A 26,391-nucleotide genomic window follows, 5' to 3' on the forward strand; every position below is an offset into this window, starting at 1 on the left:
AGCCTGCTGTGCGGTCCCGCGCCCCGCCCGTCAGAAGAGCCGCTGCCGCGCGGGTGCGCTTCGCGCCAGTTTCCAGTACAGCAGCGCCGCCGTGAGGCCGAACACCACGTGTGCCGTGAACGTGGGCCAGCCCTGCAACTCGATGAACCACGGGAACCACCGCACCATCACGTGAAAGTTCACGACATACAGCAGCGCCCCGAAGGCCGCACCGATGCCCGCCATGGCGCTGGCATTGGACTCGTAGTGGAACCCCGTGGCCACGAACCCCAGCAGCAGCCCGAACGCGATGCCGAGCAGGTAGTGCGTGAACAGCGCCGCGACCACGAGCCCCGCGTCGAAACCCGGCGACGCGCTCCACATGGCCTCTGGCCCCAGCAGCAATGCCGCCACGAGGTGCGACGTGCGCCACGGGCCCGCGTCACCCAGCGACATGCCGGACCAGACCAGCTCGAGCACCATCAGCACGGCGCCGCCTGCGAAACCGGCCACCGCGGCGGCGGTCCAGTCAGGGGTGCGCCGCTCCCAGCGATGCAGGTGCAGGTGAAGGGGAAATTCCATGGTCGCCTCCGGCAACAACGGTCCGCCCGGGCGGGGCGGCGCGCCTCAAGGGAACGCGGGAATGTTGGGCTCCACGCCTTCGTGGCGGGCCTCGGGATGCAGGGCCTGCAACCGCGCTTCGATCTCGTCGATGCGGGAACGCGGCACATCGACCATCAGCAGGATCTGGCCCTTCTCGATGGCGGTCTCGAAACGTTTCAGCCGGTTGCTGGGGGTGGACACGCCGATCATGCTCGACGCCCACGCGCCCACCGCCGCCCCTGCCATGGCCAGCACCGCGGCGATGCCCCATTGGGGCTGGTCACCGACGATGGGGAAGAACACCGCGGCCAGCACCCCGGCCACGACCCCGCCACCGCCACCGATGACCAACCCGGCCTGGGCCGCGCGGATGACGTCGGAGGTCTGCAGGAGGTTGGCGGCGTGGAGGCCCGTCATGTCAGCGTCCTCCTTTGCCACGAAGTGGATGTGCTGCTCCGCGATGCGGGCGAGCAACAGGTCGTTCATCGTCCGCCGGGCACTGGCCAGGTCGGGCAGCAGCCAATAAATTCGTCTGCGCATGTGATGCTCCTTGATTCGCGATTTCAACGTGTGCGAATGAGCCGTTGGAAACCTTATACACCTCGGGAGGCCGCGGTTCAAGCCGCCGGGGTCGGGGACGCCGCGCGTGCGGGCACGGCGAAATACCGGCCTGGCGTGGTGCCGAGCGTGCGGCGGAACATCGCGATGAACGCGCTCACGTTGTCATAGCCGAGGTCGATCGCCACGGTGTTCACCGGCACGCCGGCCGCGAGCCACGCCATCGCCTGCATCAGGCGCGCGCGCTGGCGCCAGTCCGCGAGGCTGAAGCCGGTTTCCGAGGCAAAGCGCCGTGTCAGCGTGCGTGGCGCCATGGCCGCGGCGTCCGCCCAGTCTTCCAGGCCGCGCGAGTCCGCCAGATGGTCGAGGATCCCGGTCGCTATGGCCAGCAGCCGGGGGTCGCGCGGCATTTGCAGGCCGAACGGTTCGTGGGGCAACGCGCGGATCTCATCGAAGACGACTTCGGCGATGCGGCGCTGCGCGGAGTCCTTCGGGCCGCCCGCCCAATCCACTGCGCGCAACACCGCTTCGCGCAGCAGGCCCGAGGTGCGCACGACTCGCGGACTGTCCGGCAGCGTGCCGCAGGCGCCTTCCGCGATGTACACGCTGAAGCCCGAGAACGGGCCGTGCGGCCGCAAGCCATGCAACCGTTGGGGAGGCACCCAGATCGCGTGGCCGGGTGGCACCACCCACCGGCCGCCGTCCGCCTCCACCGACAGCACGCCCGCCCCCGTGCCCGACAGCAGCCCCCTGGGGCGGCCGCCGGGGGCAGTGATGCGGCAGACCTCGTCGCCCGATTGCACGAAGGCGCGGAGCACGGCGGTGTCCGACTCGGACAGGGGGAAAACAGGCGACATGGCTGGAAGAACACATTGAATGACCCCAATACCGTATCAGAGCCGGCCACGGCCGTCTGCGGGCCACCGCGGCGAAGTGGCACATCGAGCCGTTCGCGGCACTGGGTTCCCGGCCAGAGGTGACCGGGACGTCGCAGCGCCTGGACACGGTGGGTCCCGGCGTTCGCCGGGATGACCCGAGATTTTGCCCGGACAGCCGGGACTGCGCCGGTGCGACAGCAGGCGCGGGGGCGAGCGAGCGCAGCGAGCAAAGCCCCGAACCGCGCACGCCAGGAGAGCAAGCGAAGCGAAGCGCCAGATCAAGCTACCGCCGAGCCCGGGTCCCCCGGGCGACCGCGGGCGCCCCCCTCGGGGGGGCAGGAGCAAAGCGACGTGGGGCCAATGACTCCGTCAGATCAGCATTTCGAGATCATGCGGCGTGACGCGGAGTTCGTGCTGTATCGGGTGCTGACGCCGAACGCCACCGAACCGCGGTTGGCGAAGGCCGTGGCCGCCGAGTCCCCCGGGTCGACAGGCGCCCGGCGGCTCGTCCATGAGCATGCGTTGATGCTGGAACTCGATCCGAAGTGGGCGGTTCGTCCCCTTGAGTTCGTCCGCTGGAATGGCAGCCAGGTGCTGCTGCTCTCGGACCCCGGTGGGGAGCCTCTCGACGGCCTCGTCGGACACCCCATGGAGCCCACCCGGTTCCTGCACATCGCGTGCGCGCTGTCGGCCGCGCTCGCGCACCTCCACGATCGGGGCATCGTGCACAAGGACATCAAGCCAGCCAACGTGCTGGTCGACCCGGTGACCGGCCACGTTCATCTCATGGGTTTCGGCATCGCCACCCGCCAGCCGCGCGAGCGTCATGCGCCCGCGTCACCCGAGGACGTCGCGGGCACGCTCGCCTACATGGCACCGGAGCAAACCGGGCGGATGAACCGCTCGATCGATTCGCGAAGCGACCTCTACGCGCTCGGCGTCACGTTCTACGAAATGCTGACCGGCGTGCTGCCGTTCGACACGTCGGACCCGATCGAGCTGTTCCATTGCCACCTCGCCCGCCAGGCGACGACACCCGCGGCCCGCGTGCATGGCGTTCCCGAGATGCTCTCGGCAATCGTCATGAAGCTCTTGTCCAAGGCCGCCGAGGACCGCTACCAGACCGCCACCGGCCTCGAGGCCGACCTGCGCAGGTGCCTCACCCAATGGGAGACCCTGCAGCGAATCGACGCGTTCCCGCTGGCCTCGCGTGACGCGTCGGCCCAATTGCGCATCCCGGAGAAACTGTACGGGCGCGAGGCCGAGATCGACACCCTGGTCGAGGCCTTCGGCCGGGTCGCAGCCGATGGGGCACCGGAGTTCGTGCTGGTGTCCGGCTATGCCGGCATCGGCAAGTCGTCGGTGGTCAACGAACTGCACCGGGTGCTTGTCCCGCGTCGTGGCTTGTTCGCCGCGGGCAAGTTCGACCCGCACCGGCGGGACATCCCCTACGCCCCGCTGGCACAGGCCTTTCGTGCGCTCATCCGCCAGATCCTGGGCCAGAGCGAAGCGCAGGTGGCCCATTGGCGCGAGGCGCTGCGGGCGGCCCTGGGCACGAGCGGGCAACTCATCGTCACGCTCATTCCCGAGCTCGAGTTCATCGTCGGGCAGCAGCCCCCCGTCCCTGACGCCCAGGAGATGCCGCCCCAGGACACGCAGCATCGCTTCCAGCGGGTGTTCCAGCGATTCCTGGAGGTCTTCGCGCAGCCGGAGCACCCGCTCGTGCTGTTCCTGGACGATGTGCAGTGGATGGATTCGGCAACGCTGGCCCTGCTGGAACATGCGATCAGCGAGCCTGACCTGCGCCACCTCCTGCTGATCGCAGCCTACCGGGACAACGAGGTCGACGCCCTTCACCCTCTGTCGCGCACGCTGGAGGTGATCCGCCGTGCCGGGAAGGTGCCGGTCCACGAGGTCGTTCTCGCGCCCCTCGGGCTCGGCGACGTGGCACGGCTCCTCGTCGAGACCCTGCACTGCCCACCCGGGCACGTTCGAGGTCTGGCCGAACTGGTGCACCAGAAGACCGGCGGCAATCCCTTCTTCGCGAACCAGTTCATCCTCGCGCTGGCCGAGGAGCGCTTGCTCGTGTTCAACCCCGCCACCGCGGCCTGGACCTGGGACACCGCCAGGATCCGCGCGAAGCGGTTGACCGACAACGTCGTCGATCTCATGGTCGGCAAGCTCAACCGCCTGCCCGACGCCACGCAGGCCGCCATGAGGCTCCTGGCCTGCCTCGGCAGCGACGTGGAGGCCAGCCGCCTGGGCATGATTCAAGGGGTGCCGCCAGCGCAGACCCACGCCGCCCTGTGGGATGCGGTACGAACCGGGTTGGTCTCCCGCGCGGACGACACCTATTCATTCCCGCATGATCGCGTCCGGGAAGCCGCGTACTCGCTCCTCTCCGAGGGCGAGCGCGCGGCGGAGCACCTGCGCATCGGCCGGTTGCTGGCGTCGCGGATGGCCCCCGCCGAGATCGACGCCGAGATCTTCGAGATCGTGAACCAGTTCAACCGCAGCACCGAACTGATCACCCTGCCCGGCGAACGCGAACGGGTCGCCGAGCTCAATCTCGTGGCCGGCAGGCGCGCCAAGGCATCGACCGCCTATGCGGCGGCACTGAAGTATCTGGCGGCGGGCCTCACGATGCTGCCTCAGGACCGTTGGGAGCGCCGCCACGATCTCAGCTTCGCGCTCGAGTTCCATCGGGCCGAGTGTGAGTACCTGACCGGCGATCTGGTGCCGGCGGAAGAACGGCTGTCGATGCTGGCGGATCGCGCCACCGGCCTGGCCGAGCTGGCCGCCGTCACCTGCGCCCGGGTGAATCTCTACACGACGCTGGACCGCAGCGACCGTGGGGTCGAGGCGGGCCTGGCCTACCTGCGGCGGGTGAACGTGCAGTGGTCACCGCACCCGACGCGGGAGGATGTCCGGGATGAATTCGAACGCATGTTCCAGCTTCTCGGCGAACGCAAGATCGAGGAACTCATCGACTTGCCGATGATGAGCGACCCGGACGCCCGCGCAACGATGGACGTGCTCACCGCGATCCTGCCGCCCACGCTCTTCACGGACGAGAACCTCCTTGGCCTGGTCGTGGGGCGCATGGCCAACATCAGCCTGGCGCACGGGCACAGCGACGGTTCGTGCATCGGCTACGCATGGCTCGGCATGTTCCTCGGGCCCCGCTTCGGCAACTACCAGGACGGGTACCGCTTCGGCAGGCTGGGCCTGGCCCTGGTGGACCAGCGCGGACTGGGCCGCTACAAGGCACGCGTGTACTTGCACTTCGGGAATGTGGTCAACCCGTGGACACATCCCTTCCGCACCGGCCGTCCCTGGATACGGCGGGCGTTCGACGTGGCCAACGAAAGCGGCGACCTGACTTTCGCCGTCTACAGCGGCAACCACCAGGTCACCAACCTGCTCGCCAGCGAAGCGCCGCTCGAGGAGATCGAGCGCGAGGTGGAGGTCGGGCTCGCGTTTGCGTCCAGGGCGCGCTTCGGCCTGGTCGTCGACATCATGACCGGACAGCGGCAACTGGTCCGGACGTTGCGCGGCACGACGTCCGGGCCAGCCTTGTCCACCGATGCCCCATTCGACGAAGCCGCGTTCGAGCACCACCTGGACGAAGACCCCCGCCTCGCCATCGCCGCGTGCTGGTACTGGATCCGCAAGTTGCAGGCGCGCTTCCTGATGGACGATGGCGCGTCCGCGCTCCATGCGGCGTCCAGGGCGGAGCCGTTGCGCTGGACCTCGCCGTCACACATCGAGCTGGCCGAGTACCACTTCTTCGCCGCCCTGGCCCGGGCGGCGCGCTGCGGCGACGCCGGCCCCGACGAGCGCCAGCGGCATGCCGCCGCGCTGAGCGGCCACCATGAGCAACTGGCGGAGTGGGCCCGGAACTGTCCCGGGAACTTCCACGGCCGCGCCGCGCTGGTAGGCGCCGAAATCGCACGCCTCGAAAGCCGCGATCTCGACGCGATGCGCCTGTACGAACAAGCCATTCAATCTGCCCGCGACAACGGCTTCGGCGGCACGGAGGGGATCGCGCACGAGCTCGCGACGAAGTTCTATCTGGCACGCGGCGCCACGACCGCCGCCCGCGCACACCTGCTCGAGGCCCGAGGCTGTTTCGCGCATTGGGGGGCCCACGCCAAGGTCGGGCAGCTCGAGGCCCGTTACCCGCAACTGGGCGTCGCGGTGGCCCCCTCGGCGGCCACCACGGCAGCCGCGCACCCCGAGTCGCCCTTCCCCGCGTTCCCGGCCCGCAGCGTGGCCGAGGTGGACCTGTTGTCGGTGGTCAAGGCGTCGCAGGCCATCTCGGGGCGGATCGTGCTCGACGAGCTGGTCGACACCCTGATGCACATCGTGCTCGAGAATGCCGGCGCCGAGACCGGGGAACTGCTGCTGGTTCGCGGCGAGGGGCTGATGCGTGCCGCCGTGGCCATGGCGGCGCAAGATGGGGTCGAGGTGCAGCTGCTCCTCGGGGAGTCCTTGCAGGCGCCGGCCTTGCCGTCGAGCATCCTGAACTACGTCCGGCGCAGCCAGACGCCGGTGTTGCTGGCGGACGCGTCGCAGGCGAACCCCTTTTCCACCGATCCCTGCCTGGCCCTGCGCCAGTCGAGGTCGGTGCTTTGCCTGCCCATCACGCGCCAGGCCACGCTGATCGGCCTGCTCTACCTCGAGAACAACCTCGTCACGCACGCCTTCTCCGCGGAGCGCCTGACGGTGCTGGAACTGCTGGCCGGGCAAGCCGCCATCTCGCTGGAGAACGCGCTGCTGTATGCCGACCTCCAGCGGGAGAACATCGAGCGCCGGCGAGCCGAGGCCTCGCTGCGCGAGCGCGACAGCCGGGTCCGCCGGATCGTGGAATCCAACATCATCGGCATCTTCTTCTGGAACGTCGACGGTCACGTCACGGAGGCGAACGGGGCCTTCCTCGACCTGGTCGGCTACAGCGCGCAGGAGCTGCTGGCCGGCCCCGTGGGGTGGGTCAGCATGACGCCGGCCGAGTACCGCCCGGCAGATGCCCGCGCGGCGGCGGAACTCCGGCAAACCGGCACGTGCACGCTCTACGAGAAGGAGTTCATCCACCGGGATGGCCGGCGCGTCCCGGTCTTGCTCGGCGCGGCCTTCCTGGAAGGCTCCCAGGAGCACGGCGTGGCCTTCGTGCTGGACCTGACCGAACGCCGGCGGGCGGAGACCGAACGGGAAGCGCGGCAGGTGGCGGAGGCGGCGAACCAGGCCAAGAGCGAATTCCTGGCCAACATGAGCCACGAGATCCGAACGCCCATGAACGCGATCCTCGGCATGTCGTACCTCGCGCTGCAAAGCGGCCTCGATGCGCAGCAGCTCAACTATGTGCAGAAGGTGAACCAGGCGGCCGAGTCGCTGCTGGGCATCATCAACGACATCCTCGATTTCTCGAAGATCGAGGCCGGTCACCTGGACATCGAGCGCATCCCGTTCGAGTTCGGCGATGTCATGGACAGCCTGGCCAACCTGATCGGCATGCGGGCGGAGGAAAAGGGCCTGGAACTCGTGTTCGCACTGCCGCCGGACCTGCCCAGGGCACTGGTGGGGGACCCCTCCCGCCTCGGCCAGGTGCTGCTCAACCTGGGCTACAACGCGGTCAAGTTCACCGAGCGCGGCGAGGTGGTCGTCGGCGTCGAGGTGCTGGCGCACGATGCAGCCTCGGTGCAGCTGCGTTTCGAGGTGCGCGACACCGGCATCGGCATCACCCCGGAAGAGCAGGAGCGGCTCTTCACGCCGTTTTCACAGGGCGATTCGTCGACCAGCCGGCGGTTCGGCGGCACGGGCCTGGGCCTGGCGATCAGCCACCACCTGGTGCGCATGATGGGGGGCGAGCTCGGCGTGGACAGCATCCAGGGCCGGGGCAGCCGGTTCCACTTCAGCGCGGCCTTCGGTCGCGGGCAGGAGCGCGCCGCCCATGACGTGCTCACCACCCCGGCCAAGTTGCAGGGCGCCCGGGCGCTGATCGTCGATGACAACGATTGCGCCCGGGAAGTGCTGCTCCAGACGGCTCGCGCGCTCGGTCTCCAACCCTCGGCCGCGAACGACGGCGCCGCGGCGATCGAGGCGATCGCCGCGGCGGATGCGCGCCATGCGCCGTACGACCTGCTCTTGCTCGACTGGAAGATGCCCGGCATGGACGGCGTCGACTGCCTCAAACGCCTGGCGCAGATCGCCCTGCACCACCCGCCACCCACCGTCATGATGCTCACGGCATTCAGCCGCGACGACATGTCGCGGCGGATGGCCACCGAACAACTCGCCGCGGCCGCCACGCTGACCAAGCCGGTCTCGCCCTCCACGCTTCTCGACGCCTGCCTCCAGGCGATCGGCCAGCCCCAGGAGCGCATCACGCGCCGCGATTTGCACGAGGAGGCGCTGCGAAGCCACCGGGCCGGCCTCGCGGGCGCACGCATCCTGCTGGTCGAAGACAATCCGCTCAACCAGGAACTCGCACGCGACCTGCTGGGCCACGCCGAGATCATCGTGCGGGTCGCCAACGACGGCCGCGAGGCGCTGGACATGCTGGCGCGCGAGTCCTTCGACGGTGTCCTGATGGACTGCCAGATGCCGGTCATGGACGGCTATGCGGCGACCCGTGCGCTGCGCGCGCATCCGCGCTGGCAAACGCTCCCGGTCATCGCGATGACGGCCAATGCGATGGTCGGCGATCGCGAGAAGGTGCTGGCGGCGGGCATGAACGATCACATTGCCAAACCCATCAACGTCGCCGAGATGTTCGCGACACTCGCGCGCTGGATTCGGCCGTCCGCACCGCCGGGGCTCGCGGGGCTGTCCGGCATCGAGAGCCGGCTCGGGCTCGCGAACGTGATGGGCGACGAAGCCCTCTTCCGGCGCCTGCTTTGCATGTTCCGGGACGGCGAAGCCGGCTTTGCAGACCGCTTTCGCGACGCCTGCGCCGTGCACGACGTGCGGACGGCCCAGCGCCTGGCACACGACCTCAAGAGCGCGGCGGGCACCTTGGGCGCGCACGCCATCGAAGAAGCCGCCGGTGCGCTCGAGCACGCCTGCAGGAGGGGTGCCGGCACGGCCGAGACCGAGGCCCTGCTGACGACGGTGGTCCTGGCACTCGACCCCGTCATCGCGAGCCTGCGTTCGGTTGAGGCCCCCCCGCCATCCCATGGATCTGGTGTGTAGCCATGGCCGCACGCCGCGGGTACGATGGCCTTCCGAATGTGGACCAGGAAGGCACCCGATGCGCCCGCGCTTCTCCTCCGCCATGGCCATCCCCTTGTTCGTCGCCTGGAGCGCCGTGGCGGCGCCGCTATGCGAAAAATCGCAGATCCGGCTGGTCAATTCGATGCGCGAACTCGCGCAGCCCTACCACGCCAACCTCGACAAGGGTGGGCGCCTCTTTGCCCGGTGGGCCGGACTGGAACAGAACTACGTCCTGCAACTGAACCAGGGCGACTCCGACAAGCAGATCTCCCTGATGCGGGGGTTGTTGAGCACCAACCCGGCGTGCACGATCATCAATGTCGAGCCGAACGCCGATCTCGTCATCAAGCCCATGGTCGATGCGGCGAACCGGTCCGGCGCCTGGATCGTCAGCCACTGGGCTCACAACGAGGGGCTGCATCCGTTCAACGGCCATGACCAGTGGATCGCGCACGTGGCCGTGGACAGCCTGGAAGCCGGCGTTGCCATCTCCCGTCGCCTGGCCGACGCCATCGGCGGCAAGGGCGGCATCGTGGCGCTGCAGGGGCGGCTCGACACCGACCCGGCGCGCAAGCGCTTTGCCGGTTTGCAGCAGGTGCTCGGCAAACAGCCCGGGGTCAAGCTGCTCGACCAGCAGACCGCCAACTGGGACCGCACCGCCGCCTTCCCGGTCATGCAGACCTGGCTGGCGAAGTACGGTAACCAGATCAAGGCGGTATGGGCCGCCAACGACGACATGGCCCTTGGCGCGCTCGAAGCCCTGCGGGCCGCGGGCCTCGCCGGCAAGATCCCGGTGGTGGGCGTCGACGGCATTCCCGAGGCCATCGAGGCGATCCGCAAGGGCGAAATGGTCGCGACGGTGTCCAGCGATGCCTACTACCAGGGGAGCATCGGCCTGGCGATGGGGGTGTGCGTTCTCACCGGGCAGGCGCCTCAGCCGAAGACCTGGCCCAAGGAGAAGCGCGAGTTCTATCTCGCCCTCCAGGTGATCACGAAAGAAAACGCAGCCTCGTTCAGCGGCGAGCCACAGGTCTCGGCGTACGCCCGCGAATGGGATTGCGCCAATCTCTGGGGCCGAAGCACGGGCAAGGCATTTTGAGATTCGCCTCATTCCAGCAGTGGGGCCCTGGCGTCGCGCTGGTGGCCCTGTGCGTGGCATTCGGCCTGGCAGAGCCGCGCTTCGCGTCCGCGGAGAACCTGCGGGTGATCGCCGATCGTGCCGCCATCCCGTTGATCCTCGCGGTGGGGATGACCTTCGTCGTGCAGCAGGGAGCGATCGACCTGTCCACCGAAGGCGTGATGGCCGTCAGCTCGCTGACCATGGCGCTCCTGGTGCTGAACAGCCGGGCCAGTTTCGATCTGGGCGCCCTCGGCATGCTGCTGGCCATCCTGCCGGGCCTCGGGATCGGCCTGCTGAGCGGCATCGCCGTCACGCGGCTCGGCGTGCCGTCCTTCATGGCCACGCTCGGTGCCTGGTCCGCCGCCTTGGGACTGGCGATGTTGCTGTCGGGCGGACAGCCGCCCCTGATCCGCGACCCGATGGTCCGCGAATTCGGCCTCGGGCGCACGCTGGGCGCCTCGAACCTGACATGGGTCGCCATAGCCGTGGTGGCCCTCGGATGCGTGCTGCAGTACTACACCCGTTTCGGGCGCTACAGCCTCGCCATCGGAGGTGCCGAGCCCTTGGCCCGCGTCGCGGGCCTGCCCGTGGACCGGTACAAGGTGCTTGCGCTGGCGTTCTGCGGGCTGCTCGCGGGGCTGGGTGGGGTCCTGGGATCGGCGCGCATCGGGCTGGGCCATGTCGACATCGGACTCGGCCAGATGCTGGGAACCGTCACGGCCCTGGTCATCGGGGGCACGTCGCTCAGCGGGGGCCGCGGCGGCGTGCTGCCATCGGCCGTCGGCACCCTGATGCTGGCGGTGCTGGCCAACGGCATGATCTTCGTCGGGATCACGCCCGAATTGCAGAAGGCGGTCGAGGGCGCGATCATCCTCTCGGCCACGCTGCTCGCCACCTGGCACCTGCGCAGCCGGCTGCGCGTCATCACATGACCGAAGCCGTGCTGCGTGTCGAGGGGTTGAGCAAGGCCTTCGCCGGCCCGCGCGTGCTCGATGGCGTCAGCCTGGACGTGGGGGCGCGCGAGGTGGTGGGGCTGGTTGGCGAGAACGGCGCGGGCAAGTCGACATTGCTCAAGGTGCTGGCCGGCGTCTACCGGCCCGATGGCGGGCGCATCGTGCTGCACGGGCGGCCGATCCGCCCGCGCAGCGTCTCCGAGGCCACGCGTGCCGGCATCGGCATGGTCTTCCAGGAGCAGTCGCTGCTGCCGAACCTGAGCGTCGCCGAGAACATCCTGCTGGGCCACGAGGACGCCGCGCTGCGGGCCGGCCTGTACCACTGGAAAACGCTCGACGCCCTGGCCACGGTGCAGCTCGACAAGCTCGGCTCGCGCATCGCGCCGTCGTCCCGCACCGACACCTTGTCGTTCGCGGAGCGCCAGGAAGTCGAACTGGCCAAGGTGCTCGCGATCGAGGAGCGCACCCGCAAGGAACCCGTCATCCTGCTCGACGAACCGACCTCGATGCTCGATGCCTTGCAGATCGAGGCCGTGCTCGCGTTGATCGAGCGCTTGCGCGGCCGCGCCTCCGTGGTGTTCGTCTCGCACCGGTTCGACGAGATCCTGCGTGTCTGCGATCGCCTCTACGTGATGAACGGCGGCCGCTGCATCGCACAGCGCGCGTGCAACGACTGCGACGTCGCCGAAGTGCAGCGGCTCATGCTGGGCCACGAACCGGGCGCCGGGTTCGGCGGGCCGCCACCGCGGGCCCGGGCGGACCTGGCGGCACCGGCCCGATTGAGCGTGCGCGCGCTCGGCCGCGCCCGTGGCTACCGGTCGGTGAGCTTCGAACTGCACGCGGGCGAGGTGCTCGGGCTCGCCGGCGCCGGCAATTCCGGGCGAGAGAGCCTGTGCCGCGCGCTGTACGGCGCCGAACCGCCCGACCATGGAGAGATCGTGCTCGACGGCCGGCCCGTCCGTCCCGGCCAACCCGGCGACGCCGTTCGCCTGGGCATCGGTTATGTGCCGGCGGAGCGAGGGGCCGAGGGCATCGTGGCCGGCCTGAGCGTGCGCAAGAACATGACCCTGGCACGCCTGCGCGAACTGCGTCGCGGCCCGTTCATCGACCTGGCGCGCGAGCGCGGGATCGTGCGCCGCTGGATCGATCGGCTGCGGATCACGCCGCCGGCGCCCGAGACACCGGCACACCACCTCAGCGGCGGCAATCAACAAAAGCTCATGCTGGCCAAGTGGCTGGTCGCCCGCCCCCCGGACATCCTGATCCTCGACCACCCGCTGCGCGGGCTCGACGTAGGCGCCAAGGGCGAGATCGCCGCGCTGATCCGCGAACTCGCCGGCAACGGCATCGGCATCCTGCTGATCGCCGACACCGTGGAAGAACTCACCGCGTTGAGCGACAGCATCCTCGTCATGAAAGATGGTGAGGTGACAGGATGGTTCCCGGCCACGGCGGCCAGGCCGTCCGAGGCGCAGATTCTCGAACGGATGGTCTGACGTGGGCCTTCCGCCGGCCCCCTCCAGCGGCCGGGGCCAGCGCGCCCGGGCGGCCGTCGGGCAGGCGATCGGCGCCTTCGCGCCGTTCGCCGTGCTGACCGCCCTCCTGGTCACCCTGGGGCTTGCCCACGGCAGCTTCCTGTCCCTGGACAACCTCGGCATGCTGGCCGGGGAATCCAGCGTGATCCTGCTCTTCGCCACCGCGCAGACGCTCGTGATCCTGCTGGGCGGCATCGACCTCTCGATGGCCGCGCTCGCGGCACTGGCCTCCGTGTTGATCGCGCTGGTGCTGCCTGCGGCCGGGCTGCCCGGCGTGCTGGGGGTCCTGGCACTGACCGGTCTCCTCGGCGCATTCCAGGGTTTCGTTCATGCGCGGGGCCAGATCCCCTCGGTCGTGGTGACGCTCGCGGGGCTGGGGATCTGGTCGGGCCTGGCCCTGTCCATCGGACACACCACCATCCCGGTGGACGCCGGCCACCCGGCGCTCGCCTGGCTCGACGGCACGAGCCTCGGCGTGCCACACGCCTTCGCCTTCGCCGCCGCGGCATTGGCCGGCCTGGGCCTCTGCATGCACTGGCTGCCCTTCGGGCGCCACGTCCGCGCGATCGGGGCCAATCCGCGCGCCGCCTTGATGTCGGGCATCTTCGTGGACCGGGTCAAGATCCTGGCGTTCGCGCTGAGCGGGTTGTTCTCGGGATTTGCCGGCATGGCCATGGTGGCGCGCACCTCCAGCGGCAATCCCGCGATCGCCGACAGCCTGCTGCTGCCGAGCATCGCGGCCGTCCTGATCGGCGGCACGGCGATGACGGGCGGCACGGGCGGGCTCGCCCGCACGCTGATCGGCGTGCTCACGGTCACGGTGCTCCGGGTGGGCATTGCCGCCGTCGGCATCGACCCGGCCTACGAGCCCATCGCCTATGGCGTGCTGGTGGTGGTTGCGGCGTCGCTGACGGTCAACCGCGCGGGCCGCGGCTGGCGAGGATGAACGACGGCATTTCGCCGGAGGTACCGACGATCCAAGGAAGGCGCCTGCGACCCACCGATTCCTGCTCGCACGGAACTTGCTAAAAATGGACATGCGACTGGAGAACGCCCCATGATCAAGCATGACCACCTCTTCGGCATGGCCGTGCTGCTGGTTGCGCTGTGCGCGCTCCCGGCACTGCTGGCCTGACGACAAGACCCCGATGCCGGTGCAACGGCGTGGAAACTCGCCCGGCTTCAGCGCGTGGACGAAACAGGCGAATCCAGGCTGGCATCGATGCCGGATCCGGGCACACTGCTCGCCAACGGAGTTGCCATGTCCATCCGCTCGCAGTTTTTCCACCGGTCCGTCCTCTGCTCGATCGTCACCCCGGCCGCCGCCTTGGCGCAGGCCGATGTCGCCCAGCTCCCGCCGGTCGTGGTGACCGCCACGCGCACCGAGGCGCCCGCCGACGACATCCCCGCCTCGATCGACCGGCTCGACGGGGCCGAGGTCCGGGCCGGCCGCGCGCAGGTCAACATCTCGGAGTCCCTCGGCGCCGTGCCCGGCGTGCTGGCGCGCGACCGCCAGAACTACGCCCAGGACGTGCAGGTCTCCGTGCGCGGCTTCGGCGCGCGGTCCACGTTCGGCATCCGCGGCGTACGCCTGTACGTCGACGGCATCCCGGCCACGTTGCCCGACGGCCAGGGGCAGATCACGCACGTGGACATCGGCACCGTGGGCCACATCGAGGTGCTGCGCGGGCCGTTCTCGGCGCTGTACGGCAACTCGTCCGGTGGGGTGATCCAGGTGTTCACCGAAGACCCCGCCGGCCCGCCGCGCATCGGTTTCGGCGTCACGGCCGGCAGCGACGGCCTGCTGCGCCTGGCCACGCAGGCGAGTGGCACCGGCGGCGACTTCGGCTACGTGGTCGGCGCAAGCCGCTTCACCACCGACGGGTATCGCGACCACAGCGAGGCCCGGCGCAACCTGGGCAACGCGAAGCTCACCTGGCGGCCCGACACCGACAGCCGCGTCACGCTGGTGGCCAACAGCGTCGCACTGCCGAAGGCGCAGGACCCGCTGGGGCTGAACCGCGCGCAGTTCGACACCAATCCGCGCGGGGTGGACCCATCGGCCACCACGTTCGACACCCGCAAGCGCATGAACCAGACGCAGGGTGGCCTCGTGTACGAGCGCCGCATCACCGCGGAACACGACCTGCGGCTGATGGGCTACACGGGCCACCGCGGCACCGAGCAGTTCCAGTCCATCCCCACCGGCGCGCAAGGCAGTCCGCTGCACCCGGGTGGCGTGATCTCGCTGGCGCGCGACTACCGCGGGCTCGACGCCCGCTGGACCTGGAAGACCCGCCTGCTGGGCGGACCGCTCGACCTGGTCGGCGGGATCGCGTGGGACGACCTCGACGAACACCGCCAGGGCTACCAGAACTTCGACGGCACCACGCTCGGGGTGAAGGGGGCGTTGCGCCGCGACGAACACAACGCGGTCTCGAACAACGACCAGTACCTGCAAGCCGCGTGGCAATTCACACCGGCGTGGGGGTTGAATGCCGGCCTGCGGCACAGCCGCGTGCGGTTCCGCTCGGACGACGACTACATCGTGGGCACAAACCCCGACGACAGCGGCCAGTCCGCCTACGGCGCCACGCTGCCGGTGCTGGGCGTCATGTACACGCCCAACGAATCGCTGCACTGGTACGCCACCGCAGGCCGCGGTTTCGAGACCCCCACGCTGAACGAGCTCGCGTACCGCCCGGGTGGCCAGACCGGCATGAACTTCGGCCTGCAGGCCTCGCGCAGCCGAAGCGCCGAGGCCGGTGTCAAGGCGCGCATCGCCGGCTGGGGTGCGCTGACGGCCGCCGTGTTCCAGACCCGCACCGCCAACGAGATCGTCACCTTGGGCAACACCGGCGGGCGCGCCACGTTCCAGAATGCCGGCGCCACCCGGCGTACCGGGGTCGAGGTGGGCTGGTCCAACCAGTGGCAACGTCACCTGCAGGCGCAGGTGGCGGCGACGCTGCTCAACGCCCGCTACAAGGACGGCTTCACCACCTGCGCCGGCACGCCGTGCGCCACCCCGAACCTCACCATCCCGGCCGGCAACCGCATCCCGGGCCTTGCACGGGGCACGCTGTTCGCGTCCGTCGGCTGGTTGCCGCCGCTCGGCTGGCGTGGTGGCGTGGAGGCCCGCTACGTGACCGGTGTGTTCGTCAACGACGCCAACACGGATGCCGCCGCCGCCCATGTGGTGGCCGCCGCCCACGCCGGGCATGTGCTTCAGCTCGGGGCCTGGGCGCTGGGCGGCTTCGTGCGGGTCGACAACCTGTTCGACCGCCGCTACGCCGGCTCCGTGATCGTGAACGAGGGCAATGGGCGATTCTTCGAACCGGCCCCCGGACGCACCTGGCTCGCCAGCGTGTCGGCGTCGATGAAGTTCTGATCAGGCGCCTGTGGGGCATGCTGTGGGGCATGCATTAGCATGCATGCCGCCGTGACCCATCGCCTCAAACTCATCCTCCTCGCCGCCCTCGCCGTCGTGCTCACCGGCGGCTACCTGGCCGCCACCCGCGCCAACATCAACCCGTCCCACGCCGTGGGCGACACGCTGGACACCTTCAACGGTGTCGCCGTGTACTACAACGGCGGCATCAACGTCACGACGGGCCGGCGCACCACGCCCGACGGCTACAACCTGGGGCTGAAGTTCCAGTGCGTGGAGTTCGTGAAGCGCTACTACCATGCGCGGTTCGGCCACCGCATGCCGCAGTCGATGGGGCACGCGAAAAGCTTCTTCGCTCCGGGCGTGCCCGACGGCCAGATGAACCTTGAACGCCGCATGCTGCAGTTCCGCAATGGCGCGGGCGCCGTGCCGCAGCCCGAGGACCTCGTCGTCTTCGCACCCTGGGTGCTCAACCCGTACGGGCACGTCGCCATCGTCAGCTACGTGGGGCCGGACCACGTCGAAGTCATCCAGCAGAACCCCGGCCCGTTCGGGTCCACACGCGAGCGCTACCCGCTCGTGCGCGACGCCAGCGGGGTGCGCATCGCGCACGACCGCCTGCGGGGTTGGCTGCGCGTGCCGCCGCCGCTGGTGGCCGGCAACGGCCCATGACCACGCTGGTGTTGCTGCCCGGCATGGACGGCACGGGTATCGCGTTCCGGCCGTTCCTGGCGGCACTCGATCCCGCATTGAAGGTGGTGGTGGTGAGCTACCCGCCAGACCGGGCGCTTGGCTACGACGCGTTGCTCGCGGTTGCACGCCAGGCCCTGCCCGCCGACGACGACGTGGTGGTGCTCGGTGAATCGTTCTCGGGGCCCATCGCCATCGCGTTGGCAGCGGAAGGCCTGCCCCGGTTGCGTGGCCTCGTGCTGTGCGCCACGTTCGCGCGCAATCCCCGGCCCCGCGCGGCCGTGCTCGGCCGCATCATGGCCCACGTGCCAATGCCCTTGACCGCCCTGCCCGGCCTGAGCCGCGTGCTGTTGGGGCGGTTCGACAGCCCCGCGCTGCGCCGGCTGCTGGCCGAGTCACTGGCCTCCGTGTCACCGGCCGTGATGCGCTTTCGGGCACGCGCCGTGATGGCGGTCGACATGAGCGACCGGCTGCGGGCCGTCACCGTACCGACGCTGTACCTGCGCGGCCGCGAGGACCGCGTGGTGCCCGCGGCCGCAGCCTTATGGGTGCAGGCGCAGGCGCCACACACCAGCATGGCCCCGTTCGACGGCCCGCACGGCCTGCTGCAGTCGCTGCCGTTCGAGACCGCGGGCGTGATCGAGGCGTTCGTGGCGGGCTGCTGAAGGTCACTCCGCGGCCGACGCCCGGTCGGCTGCCGCCTTCGCCGCGGCATCGATGTCACGCCGGGCCTGGTCGATCGTGGCCTTGGCCTCGGCGGGCGTGGCGAGCGGCGACGGGACGGTCACGTCGCCCACCGTGCGGGCCGGGAACAGGTGTTTGCCGGCGAAGGCCAGCACGGCGAGGGTGGCCAGGAGGCCCCCGAGGCGGATGAAGGTGCGCATGTGTTTTTTCTCCCTGGGTCGATGCCCTTCCCCCCATTCTGCCTTGCGGCCAGCGCCACCGGCCCGGTCCGGTGGTACAAACGGGGTTGGCGTTCGCCCGAGGCGGGCGCCCCATTTCCACAACAAAGAGGTCGTTATGAGCGCTGACAAGGACCGCGGCATCCGCCGCGAAAAGCAAAAGCGGGCGAAGCAACTGAAGAAGGACGCCCGCCTGCAGCAACAGGCTGCCGTTGCAGCGGCCCAGCCGGCCGCCAAGTCGTCCAAGAAGGCCGCGTAAGCGGTGTTCCCGGTCACCCGCTTCGCGCGGGTGATTCGCCAAGGCCCCAGGCTGCGCCGGGCCTTGGCCGGCCCCTCCTCAACGGGGCGGCCAGTGGGCCACGTCCTCGTGCACGTGTTGCCCCACGTGGCTGTGCACCAGCACCAGTTCATTCACGCGCCAACCCACCGGGTCCACCGGCGTGGACGGCACCAGATGGCGCCGGTCGCCATACATCAGCGTGAGGTGCAGCGTGTATGACGGCACGTCGAACCCGGCTTGCTTCAGCGCATGCCGAAGCCCCTGCTGGTAGGAACGCAGCGCGCCGAGCCCGTCTCCACCGGTCAGCACCAGGGGACCGCCCGAGAAGCTCATGGCCTGGTCGAATGCCACCGAGAGATCCGGTGGCGACAGGCGCGATGCCACCTCGCACACCCGCGCCACGTCGGATGATCTCGCCTCGATGTCCAGAGGGCACAGCGTGACGTGAAGGCGATGCGCCTCCACCCCGGAACCCTTCAGCCCGTGGGCTGCGGCCAGTTGGCGGCGAACCGCGTCGATGCGCGCGGCCGTGGCCGCATCGGGCCGCACGGCGAAGAACACCTCGACCCGCCGCCGAAGCGGCTTGGGAGCGGCAGGCGCCGCGGGGCGTTCGGCGTCACCGAACAGCGAGAATTGTTCCGTGCCCATGCACCCCCCCGGTCATTCCCACGCCATGATTTCCGACGCCCACGAACCTGCATGCTTCCATTTTTTCCCCAGTTGGCGCAAGCCGGCGCCCGTCTGCGATATCACGGCGACTTCGACGGGCCCGGCGTGCAGGCAATTCTGCCAAGCTGTCAGACAGTTGGTCTGATCAGCCAGCGAGCTGGAACGCAGACGCCATTCGCTCCTGCTCTCGGGCACGAACTTTCAGGCTGTCGGCGATCTTGGGCCACTGCTTCACCACGGCCTGGCTGCGCGATACCACCTCGTCGGCCAGCTTCCTGGAGACCCGAAAGTATGGCGCCACCGAACGCGCCAGATCGAGATCCATCGCGTTGTCGGCCTCGCTGACGTTGAGCTTCAGGCCTTGCGATCCGGGCACGAGGATGAAGCCGTGGTTGCGCAGGTGATCGTCGGTGTTGGAGACCAGCATGTTGAACACGATGCGCGACCACAGCTCCCGCAATAATGATCGGGGTACGGCTGGCTGCAATGTTCCTCGGCAATGTCATCTCACTACTTCAAGCAATTTAGCCGCATGAATATCCATGGCATAGGGCCCGTTGGAAGTGAGTAGGCGGAGGCCAGGTTCCCAGACCATTTGCGCAGCGGCAGGATTGGTCGAAACCAGCACGTCGTAGCCAGACGCCCTCAGCACTTCGTCGAGGTAGTAAGGCAGCCGAGTTCTCTTGCCAGGGATCTTGGGATAGTTGGTTGTGAGTGCGATCAGCTCCCCGAGCTTCGACACCGTGGTCAGCTTCGCACCGAGGAACGGGTGGCCCGGGGTCGCTAGAGGATTGCCGTGTTCGTCAATGCGTAAAGCCGCAGAGGTCATCGCAATCGGTGCATGGCAGATCAGCGACAGTACGACCTTTTGCTCATAGGCGAGATTGATAATCTCTCCCAGCCATGGCGAATCCCGGAAGTCGACCATCGGCGCGTGACCGCCGGGGAAATGGATGAAGTCGAAATCTGCGAGCGAAAAGGTGTCGCCCGGATCTCGGTGACGCTCAACCACTCGTCGCGCCGACAGATAGTCCGCCTTCGCAGAACCGCGTAGAGCATTTTCGACCTCACCGCGAAACGCGGCCACTTCAGGGTCGGTATTCGGCAAGACCTGTGAAACTGGAAGTTCGCCCAGATAGCGCGCTGCGAGGCGGAGTTCCGCAGCCCTGCGGGCCACCAGATCCGGCCGGCGGCTCGCGAAGGACTTCGGCGCGAGCATCTGAGACACCATGGCGCCGGTGAAGCGGTCGGTCGCCATGAAAGGGAGTGACAGACCGTTGATGTCTAGTTGCGGCTCGGCACCATCCGGCGTGCAGAACACGAACTCGTGGCTGTCGCCGAATTCCTTTAACACCTGCGCCAGCTCGATCAAGAAGAAGCCGGTCGATATGGGGGCGTGGCCGGCGGGCTCGCTCAAGGGAAGCTCGTGCGCCGACGAAAGTATGACAAGTGCCTTTCGAGCGGGCGAATGCTTAGGGGTGTCGATCATGAGCAGTTCCTACTCTGTGGTGCGTGATAGGGGTCCCTGACGCAGGACTGCGTGCCAGCCCCGGAAGTCAGCGTCGTGGACCGCATGAATGAGAAGTTTGGCGGCCAGCCACGCGTGCCCAGGGCTCTCGCAAAATCGCTCTGCCCAGGTTTCAAGACCAGCGAGCACCTTTCGCCGCTTTGATATTCAACTCGGCCGAGTGGATGCGACGAGCCGCTGCCGGGTCAGCTTTAGCGATGCTGACGTCCAGGCAAGGTGATTGGAGCGCTCCTGGGCAACCGCCCATGGAGCGCAGATCTTTCAAGCATCGTTGGTGATGACAACCTTGCCAAACACGTTGCGCTTGCCGAAATGCTCGAATGCGGCCTTGCCGTCGTTGAAGGTGAAGCGGCTGTCAATCACGGGACGGATGCCGTTGTGCGCAACGGCCGCAATGACGTCTTCCAGATCCTGGCGATTACCCGTCGCGATCGTCTGGAACCGCGCGAAGGTGAGGAACATGTCGAGGTAGCCAGGCATTTCACCCTGCGCCAGCACGCCGACCATTGACACTTGACCACTGAGCGCGACTGCCTTGAGCGACTGCGCGAAGGTACCAGGGCCGCCGACCTCGACCACGCGATCAACGCCTCGCCCATTGGTCAGCGCCTTTGCCTGCTCGCCCCAGTTTGCGTTCTCGGCGTAATTGATGACATGGTCTGCGCCGAGTGCACGCAGTCGCTCCGCTTTTTCATTCGATGACGTCGTCGCGATCACTTGGGCGCCACGTGCCTTCGCGAACTGCAGCGCAAACAGCGACACGCCGCCGGTTCCCTGCGTCAGTACCCGGTGCTGCGGACCGACGCCTGCGACGGCGTTCCAGCCGGTGACTGCCGCGCAGGGCAAAGTCGCGGCATCCTCGAAACTGATCGAATCAGGGATTGCGACCAATTCGTTCTGGTCGACAGCGCGGTATTCAGCCATCCAGCCATCGGCCTGAGTGCCATATTGCGGCGCGAACTCGCGGAACGACCCTGCGTGCCAGCCCGGCATGAAGTTGTTCGCGACGCGGTCACCGACGGCGAAACGGGTGACGCCCGGGCCAACCGCCTCGACTACGCCAGCGGCGTCGGACAACTGCACGCGTCCTTCTTCAAGGGGAAATGGCGACCAGCCGTTGACGATCGTGAGATCACGGAAATTGAGCGAGGTCGCCTTGATGTGGACCAGGACTTCGCCCGGACCGGGGGTGGGCGTGGGCTCCTCGCGTAACTCCAGGCCGTCGATTGAGCCGATTTTCTGCAAACGGCAGATCTTCATAGGTAACTCCAGATTGGTGAAACGCATGTTCGCTGAGCTTGATCGGATCATCAATTACATGGAGTATTCGATTCATAACCAATCGTCCAGATCTGATATGCACCCCTTCGACTCCGTCCTTAGCGCCATGCACCTCGAAAGTTCGCTCTTCGTCCGGCTGCGCGCCCATGCACCTTGGGCGATGTCGTTCGACAGCGGCGGCCAGGCAAGGCTCGTGGTCATTGCCAAGGGTCAATGCTGGTTCACCCATGTCGGTCACCCGCCGGTGGTCGCTCAAGAGGGCGATTGCCTCATCATCAAACAGGGAGTCCTGGGCATACTGGGCGATGCGCCGGATCGGGTTGCAGTACCTTGCTGGCAGATTGCAGACCACGTAACCGGCGAGACAGTCTCCTTCGGCGGCGGCGGCGAGGCATGCGAGTTCTTTTCGACCTTGTTTTCGTTTGACCATGCAGCGGGCGAGCCCCTGTCGGCGCTGCTGCCCGATGTAGTCCATGTCTCGATGCCGGCATCCGATGCGGGACGGATGGTCTCGGTCCTCGAACAGATCGGAGCTGAAGAGGCGCAGGCATCGCTTGGCGGTTCCTATGTCGTTGGGCGGCTGCTCGACGTGCTGTTTATTCAAGCGATCCGAACCTGGGCCAGTTCAGAGGGCAATTTGCCGGAAGGCTGGCTCGCAGGGCTGACCCATCGACAGCTATCGCAAACGCTGCACCGGATCCATGCCGATCTGGTGCAGCCATGGACGTTGGAACAACTCGCCCGCGACGCCGGCATGTCGCGGTCGACTTTCGCGGCACTGTTCAAGTCGGTCATCGGCGTGCCGCCCTTGACGTACATCGCCACGTGGCGCATCTATCGAGCCAAGCTGATCCTTGCTGCCGGTCAGTCGATCGCGACTGCGGCAGAGCAGACGGGCTACGGCAGCGACATTGCGCTCAGCCGCGCGTTCAAAGCTGCGACCGGTGAGTCGCCTGGACAATGGCGGCGTAAGCGGCGAACGGCCGGTCCGGCAGGTCGTGGGCTGGAGCATGCAAGCGCACATGCAGGCCAGCCTGGTGACGGACGCGCTGCGGATGGCGTGGTTCCGGCGCCGACCGAAACCGGGCCAGTGCGCGGGTCACCCGCGTCAGCCGACTTCGCATGAATATGAGTACCGCCGTGGCAGCGAGGGCAGCAGCTCGGCGGCCACGCTCCAGCGCCGGCCGTAGACATCAATCCGCGTAAGCGCCCGCGGCTCGGATGACCTTGGCCCAGCGCGCGACCTCGCCTTCGACAAACTTCTTGTGCGCCGCCGGTTCGACGCGGGCGTCCGACACGACCGTGATCCCCAGCGCCTCCTGGCGCTTGATGAGTTCCGGATCCTTGAGTGCCCCGCGCAGCGCTTCGTTCAGCTTGCTCAGCACGGGCGCTGGCGTGTTGCGCGGCGCATAGAGCCCATGCCAGACCGTCACGCTGAAGTCGGCAAGGCCGCCTTCGGCCAGCGTCGGTACGCCGGCCAGTGCAGGCAGCTTCATGCGGTCCTTGCTGGTCACCGCGAACACCTTCACCTTGCCACCTTCGATTTGAGGCCTGAAGTCGTCGAGCCACGAAAGGTTCATGGTCATGGCGGTGCTTTCAAGGCATCAAAGACTAGATAAACGGCATTGGGCAAGCGCCGCGTTGCCGACGATCATTTCGACACCGCAACCCCAACCGACCCGCAGGAGACACCCGTGAAGAGCAGGACGAGATGAAGAGCTACATCGACCGCGGCTACAGGGTGGTCAAGAAGAAGATCGGCGGAGCGTCTCTCGACGAGGACCTGCGCCGCATAGACGCCATCATGGAAGTGCTGCAGGACGGTCAGAAGCTGTGCGTGGACGCCAACGGCCGCTTCGATCTGGAGACCGCCATCGCCTGGAGCCGGGCGACCCGCTGGACTTCGAGCTGCAGTCCACGCTGCGCCAGTACTACAAGAACCCGATGGCCACAGGCGAGGACCTGTTCTCGATGCAGGACGCGCGCAACCTGATCCGCTACGGCGGCATGCGGCCCGACCGCGACTGGCTGCAGTTCGACTGCGCGCTGAGCTATGGCCTGGTCGAGTACCTGCGCACGCTGGAGATGCTGAAAGAGCACGGCTGGTCACCCAGCCGCTGCATCCCGCACGGCGGCCACCAGATGTCGCTGAACATCGCGGCCGGCCTGGGCCTGGGCGGCAACGAGTCCTACCCCGACCTGTTCCAGCCCTTCGGCGGATTCCCCGACGGCGTGAAGGTCGACAACAGCTACGTCACACTGCCCGACCTGCCGGGCATCGGCTTCGAAGGCAAGGCCGACCTCTTCCGCGAGATGAAGGCATTGACCGAGTGACCGCCAAACCTCACGGAGAACGCTCATGAACATCGGAATCATCGGCTCAGGCAACATTGGCAGCACCCTTGCGCGGCACCTGGTGTCTCTCGGACATGAGGTATCGATCGGCAATTCCAGAGGTCCGCAGTCGCTGGCGGCGATCTCGGCTGACACCGGCGCCACGGCTGTCACGGCGGAAGAGGCCGCGAGATCTCGGGATCTCGTCATCATTGCCGTTCCTCAGGCCGCTGTTCCGCAACTGCCGCTCGAGACACTGCGGTCGAGTTCCGCCGTGGTCGTCGACACCGGCAACTACTATCCAACGCGCGATGGCGCCATCGTCGAGATCGACAACGGTTTGACCGACAGTCAGTGGGTGGCAACGGTGCTGGGCAGGCCGGTGATCAAGGCGTTCAACAGCATCCTCGCGGGCAGCTTGGCGCAGGGCGGCCTCCCTGCAGGAACGCCGGGCCGCATCTGTGTCCCGGTGGCCGGAGACGACCCCGAGTCCAAGACACTGGTGCAGGACGTCATCCGCGCGATGGGCTTCGACACCATCGATGCCGGATCGTTGGCCGGCTCGTGGCGGCAACAACCCGGAACATTCGCGTACTGCCGGGACCTGGACGCCACCTCGCTCGCGGCGGCGCTGGCACAGGCCGATGAGGATCAAATTGCCAGCTATCGAAAGAAGGCTGACGAAGAGGCAGCCCCATACTTCACCTCCGCGAAAACCTAGCGACCCACAACTTGCGCAAGTTGTGGGTCGACCTCATCTCGCGAATGCTGGCAGCGAGGCTGGAAGCTCACCCTCCACGTCGGCCCGCCGACCCGCCGACCCGTTCGGTCGTGAGACGCCAATACGCAGGCCGGCACGATCATTTAACTGCGCGGGTCTTTGATGGTCGAGAGCATGGCCAGCATGTTCCCGTACTCGCCGTTGGCCTCGGCGTAGCGCAGGAACTTGGCGCGCTCCACGACAATCTCTTTCGCCTTCGGATTGGCTTGGAGGAGCGTCATGGCCTCCGAGAGGAAGTCCTCCAGCGGCATGGCATTTTCGTCCTGCTCCTGGCCCAGGAGCGTTGTCCGAACGCCCGGCGGCGCGATCTCTGTCACCTGGACTGAGGTGTCGGCAAGCTGGACGCGCAAGCTCTCGGTGAACGAGTGAAGGGCGGCCTTCGTTGCGTTGTAGGTCGGCGTCGCGGGAAAGGGGACAAAGGCCAGCGCCGAGGTCACGTTGAGGATGGCTGCGTCGCCCTTCTTCAACAGGTGCGGCAAGAACCCGTACACCATGCGAATCGAACCGAGCAGGTTGGTCGTTATCGTGTCCTCGGCGATCTGGAGGCAGGTGGCGTCGCGGACATCTTCCCACTGCATGATGCCTGCGTTGTTGATCAGGACGTTCAGTTCCGGGTAGCGGGCGGCGATCGCTTCGCTTGCGCGGACGATCGAAGCGCCGTCTGCCACATCGAGCATGACCGCTTCGATTCCCGGGTTGTCGGTCGTGATGCGGTCGAGCAGTTCCTTGCGTCGGCCGGCGACAATCACCCTGTTGCCGGCCTCGTGGAAGCGCAGCGCCAATCCGAGTCCTATGCCTGAAGTGCCGCCGGTGATGAGGATGGTGTTGCCAGAGGTTTTCACAAAGAGCCTTTCAAGGTGTTCCGGTAAAATGGTTAAGCGGACAGCCATCCGCTTGCGCGAAGCATATCGGACAATTGTCCGTTTATCAAGTTGGGTTGACAGGAGGAGTGCCGGAGATGGACACACGCTTGCGTTCTGACGCGCTGGAGAACCGCGGGCGCATCCTGAAAGTTGCGGTGGCCGAGTTGACTCATTCCCCCGACGTGGCGCTCAGTGCCATTGCGAAGAAGGCGGGGGTCGGCCAGGCCACGTTCTACCGAAACTTCCCGAGCCGGGAGGCGCTCGTCATCGAGGTCTACCGCCACGAGATGGAACAGGTTGCCAATCTCGCGGGCGAACTGCTGCGCACGCGCCCACCGGAGCAAGCCCTGCGCCAGTGGATGGATGGTCTTGCCCAGTACGCGGCGACCAAGGCGGGCTTGCCCGACGCGATTGGCAAGGCCGCAAGTGCGCGCGCATGCGCGGGGACGTCCTCGGGCTACGCTTCCGTGCCAGCTGCGGCCCAACTCCTGCTGGACGCCAACCACCAAGCAGGAACGATCCGTCCCGGAGTCACCGTGGAGGACTTCTTTCTGGCCATCGCAGGCATTTGGCAGATCGATCCCCGCGGAGATTGGCAACCGCGTCTTGGCCGGCTCATGGACCTCGTCATGGACGGACTGCGCGTGGGCGCGCCCGGCCCCCTCCCGGGTGCCGAAATCCAATCCAGGCCGGAGCCACGCTGAACGGGCGCGATCGCTGCGTTATAGCGAGCGACGCCGGGACTGTTGAAGCTGGTGGTACTCGCCGTCCAGCCACGCTTTGTCCGTCCAAGCCAACCGCCCCTGGTTGGCCTGGTCTTTCTCGTGGTCGCTGCCC

20 protein-coding genes and 4 pseudogenes are annotated in these 26,391 nt (G+C 67.7%); 14 read left to right on the top strand and 10 right to left on the bottom strand.

The window, feature by feature from the left end; all coding sequences use genetic code 11:
- Positions 1–30 precede the first annotated feature (30 nt).
- The 3 genes from ASC87_RS24740 to ASC87_RS24750 form a co-directional block, all read right to left on the bottom strand.
- Positions 31–561: a hypothetical protein gene (locus ASC87_RS24740; protein WP_056669095.1), complete on the bottom strand. Its 531-nt coding sequence runs from the start codon at positions 559–561 to the stop codon at positions 31–33.
- 45 nt (positions 562–606) lie between these two features.
- Entirely contained in the window at positions 607–1,122 is a 516-nt protein-coding gene (locus ASC87_RS24745) for a DUF1269 domain-containing protein (protein ID WP_056669098.1), read from the bottom strand.
- Positions 1,123–1,199: 77 nt separating this feature from the next.
- Complete coding sequence (locus ASC87_RS24750) at positions 1,200–1,997, bottom strand: helix-turn-helix domain-containing protein (RefSeq protein WP_056669101.1); 798 nt, start codon at positions 1,995–1,997, stop codon at positions 1,200–1,202.
- 381 nt (positions 1,998–2,378) lie between these two features.
- On the opposite strand from ASC87_RS24750, the gene ASC87_RS24755 reads away from it, so the two are divergent.
- The 8 genes from ASC87_RS24755 to ASC87_RS24790 all read left to right on the top strand — a co-directional run bounded on the left by ASC87_RS24755 (position 2,379) and on the right by ASC87_RS24790 (position 17,581).
- Positions 2,379–9,209: a response regulator gene (locus tag ASC87_RS24755; protein ID WP_056669104.1), complete on the top strand. Its 6,831-nt coding sequence runs from the start codon at positions 2,379–2,381 to the stop codon at positions 9,207–9,209.
- 58 nt (positions 9,210–9,267) lie between these two features.
- Positions 9,268–10,329, top strand: a complete 1,062-nt coding sequence (locus tag ASC87_RS24760) for a sugar ABC transporter substrate-binding protein (RefSeq protein WP_056669106.1) — start codon at positions 9,268–9,270, stop codon at positions 10,327–10,329.
- 53 nt (positions 10,330–10,382) lie between these two features.
- Entirely contained in the window at positions 10,383–11,282 is a 900-nt protein-coding gene (locus tag ASC87_RS24765) for an ABC transporter permease (protein ID WP_162255204.1), read from the top strand.
- Entirely contained in the window at positions 11,279–12,799 is a 1,521-nt protein-coding gene (locus tag ASC87_RS24770; protein ID WP_056669112.1) for a sugar ABC transporter ATP-binding protein, read from the top strand. The genes ASC87_RS24765 and ASC87_RS24770 overlap by 4 nt, the downstream gene beginning before the upstream one ends.
- Before the next feature lies 1 nt (position 12,800).
- The gene (locus ASC87_RS24775) at positions 12,801–13,784 is read left to right on the top strand and encodes an ABC transporter permease (protein ID WP_056669115.1); all 984 of its coding nucleotides are present in this window, start codon (positions 12,801–12,803) and stop codon (positions 13,782–13,784) included.
- Positions 13,785–14,099: 315 nt separating this feature from the next.
- The gene (locus ASC87_RS24780) at positions 14,100–16,226 is read left to right on the top strand and encodes a TonB-dependent receptor (protein ID WP_056669555.1); all 2,127 of its coding nucleotides are present in this window, start codon (positions 14,100–14,102) and stop codon (positions 16,224–16,226) included.
- 51 nt (positions 16,227–16,277) lie between these two features.
- Complete coding sequence (locus ASC87_RS24785; RefSeq protein WP_200954512.1) at positions 16,278–16,898, top strand: CHAP domain-containing protein; 621 nt, start codon at positions 16,278–16,280, stop codon at positions 16,896–16,898.
- Entirely contained in the window at positions 16,895–17,581 is a 687-nt protein-coding gene (locus ASC87_RS24790) for an alpha/beta fold hydrolase (RefSeq protein WP_056669121.1), read from the top strand. Before ASC87_RS24785 ends, ASC87_RS24790 begins: the two co-directional genes overlap by 4 nt.
- Before the next feature lie 3 nt (positions 17,582–17,584).
- Here the strand turns inward: ASC87_RS24790 and ASC87_RS24795 are convergent, their stop codons facing one another.
- Complete coding sequence (locus ASC87_RS24795; RefSeq protein WP_056669124.1) at positions 17,585–17,800, bottom strand: hypothetical protein; 216 nt, start codon at positions 17,798–17,800, stop codon at positions 17,585–17,587.
- Between the two features lie 136 nt (positions 17,801–17,936).
- On the opposite strand from ASC87_RS24795, the gene ASC87_RS32160 reads away from it, so the two are divergent.
- Positions 17,937–18,077: a hypothetical protein gene (locus tag ASC87_RS32160; protein WP_157604340.1), complete on the top strand. Its 141-nt coding sequence runs from the start codon at positions 17,937–17,939 to the stop codon at positions 18,075–18,077.
- A 78-nt stretch (positions 18,078–18,155) separates the two neighbouring features.
- Here ASC87_RS32160 and ASC87_RS24800 read toward each other — a convergent pair whose 3' ends face one another.
- Positions 18,156–18,746, bottom strand: a complete 591-nt coding sequence (locus tag ASC87_RS24800) for a 2'-5' RNA ligase family protein (protein WP_056669127.1) — start codon at positions 18,744–18,746, stop codon at positions 18,156–18,158.
- 51 nt (positions 18,747–18,797) lie between these two features.
- On the opposite strand from ASC87_RS24800, the gene ASC87_RS33900 reads away from it, so the two are divergent.
- Positions 18,798–19,112, top strand: coding sequence for a DUF2399 domain-containing protein (locus ASC87_RS33900; RefSeq protein ID WP_369820790.1), 315 nt, complete (start codon positions 18,798–18,800; stop codon positions 19,110–19,112).
- Positions 19,113–19,140: 28 nt separating this feature from the next.
- Here the strand turns inward: ASC87_RS33900 and ASC87_RS33905 are convergent.
- The 3 genes and pseudogenes from ASC87_RS33905 to ASC87_RS24815 all read right to left on the bottom strand — a co-directional run.
- Positions 19,141–19,254 (bottom strand): annotated as a pseudogene (locus ASC87_RS33905) (HipA domain-containing protein); the annotation flags it as partial.
- Between the two features lie 15 nt (positions 19,255–19,269).
- The gene (locus ASC87_RS24810; RefSeq protein WP_056669131.1) at positions 19,270–20,256 is read right to left on the bottom strand and encodes a hypothetical protein; all 987 of its coding nucleotides are present in this window, start codon (positions 20,254–20,256) and stop codon (positions 19,270–19,272) included.
- Between the two features lie 300 nt (positions 20,257–20,556).
- Positions 20,557–21,582, bottom strand: a complete 1,026-nt coding sequence (locus ASC87_RS24815) for an NAD(P)-dependent alcohol dehydrogenase (protein ID WP_235582278.1) — start codon at positions 21,580–21,582, stop codon at positions 20,557–20,559.
- A 70-nt stretch (positions 21,583–21,652) separates the two neighbouring features.
- On the opposite strand from ASC87_RS24815, the pseudogene ASC87_RS24820 reads away from it, so the two are divergent.
- A pseudogene (locus ASC87_RS24820) lies at positions 21,653–22,534 on the top strand (AraC family transcriptional regulator); the annotation flags it as partial.
- Between the two features lie 235 nt (positions 22,535–22,769).
- Here the strand turns inward: ASC87_RS24820 and ASC87_RS24825 are convergent.
- Entirely contained in the window at positions 22,770–23,162 is a 393-nt protein-coding gene (locus tag ASC87_RS24825; protein ID WP_056669137.1) for a tripartite tricarboxylate transporter substrate-binding protein, read from the bottom strand.
- 116 nt (positions 23,163–23,278) lie between these two features.
- Between ASC87_RS24825 and ASC87_RS24830 the strand changes: the two are divergent.
- Positions 23,279–23,910 (top strand): annotated as a pseudogene (locus ASC87_RS24830) (enolase C-terminal domain-like protein); the annotation flags it as partial.
- Between the two features lie 22 nt (positions 23,911–23,932).
- Positions 23,933–24,631, top strand: a pseudogene (locus ASC87_RS24835) (NADPH-dependent F420 reductase); the annotation flags it as partial.
- Between the two features lie 143 nt (positions 24,632–24,774).
- On the opposite strand, the gene ASC87_RS24840 reads toward ASC87_RS24835, so the two are convergent.
- The gene (locus tag ASC87_RS24840) at positions 24,775–25,533 is read right to left on the bottom strand and encodes an SDR family oxidoreductase (protein ID WP_056669144.1); all 759 of its coding nucleotides are present in this window, start codon (positions 25,531–25,533) and stop codon (positions 24,775–24,777) included.
- A 116-nt stretch (positions 25,534–25,649) separates the two neighbouring features.
- Here ASC87_RS24840 and ASC87_RS24845 point away from each other — a divergent pair, with 116 nt between their 5' ends.
- Positions 25,650–26,258, top strand: coding sequence for a TetR/AcrR family transcriptional regulator (locus tag ASC87_RS24845; RefSeq protein WP_056669146.1), 609 nt, complete (start codon positions 25,650–25,652; stop codon positions 26,256–26,258).
- The last annotated feature ends 133 nt before the right edge of the window (positions 26,259–26,391 follow it).

The sequence above is a fragment of the Rhizobacter sp. Root1221 genome, from assembly GCF_001425785.1.
In the GTDB taxonomy this organism is placed as follows: Bacteria; Pseudomonadota; Gammaproteobacteria; order Burkholderiales; family Burkholderiaceae_C; genus Rhizobacter.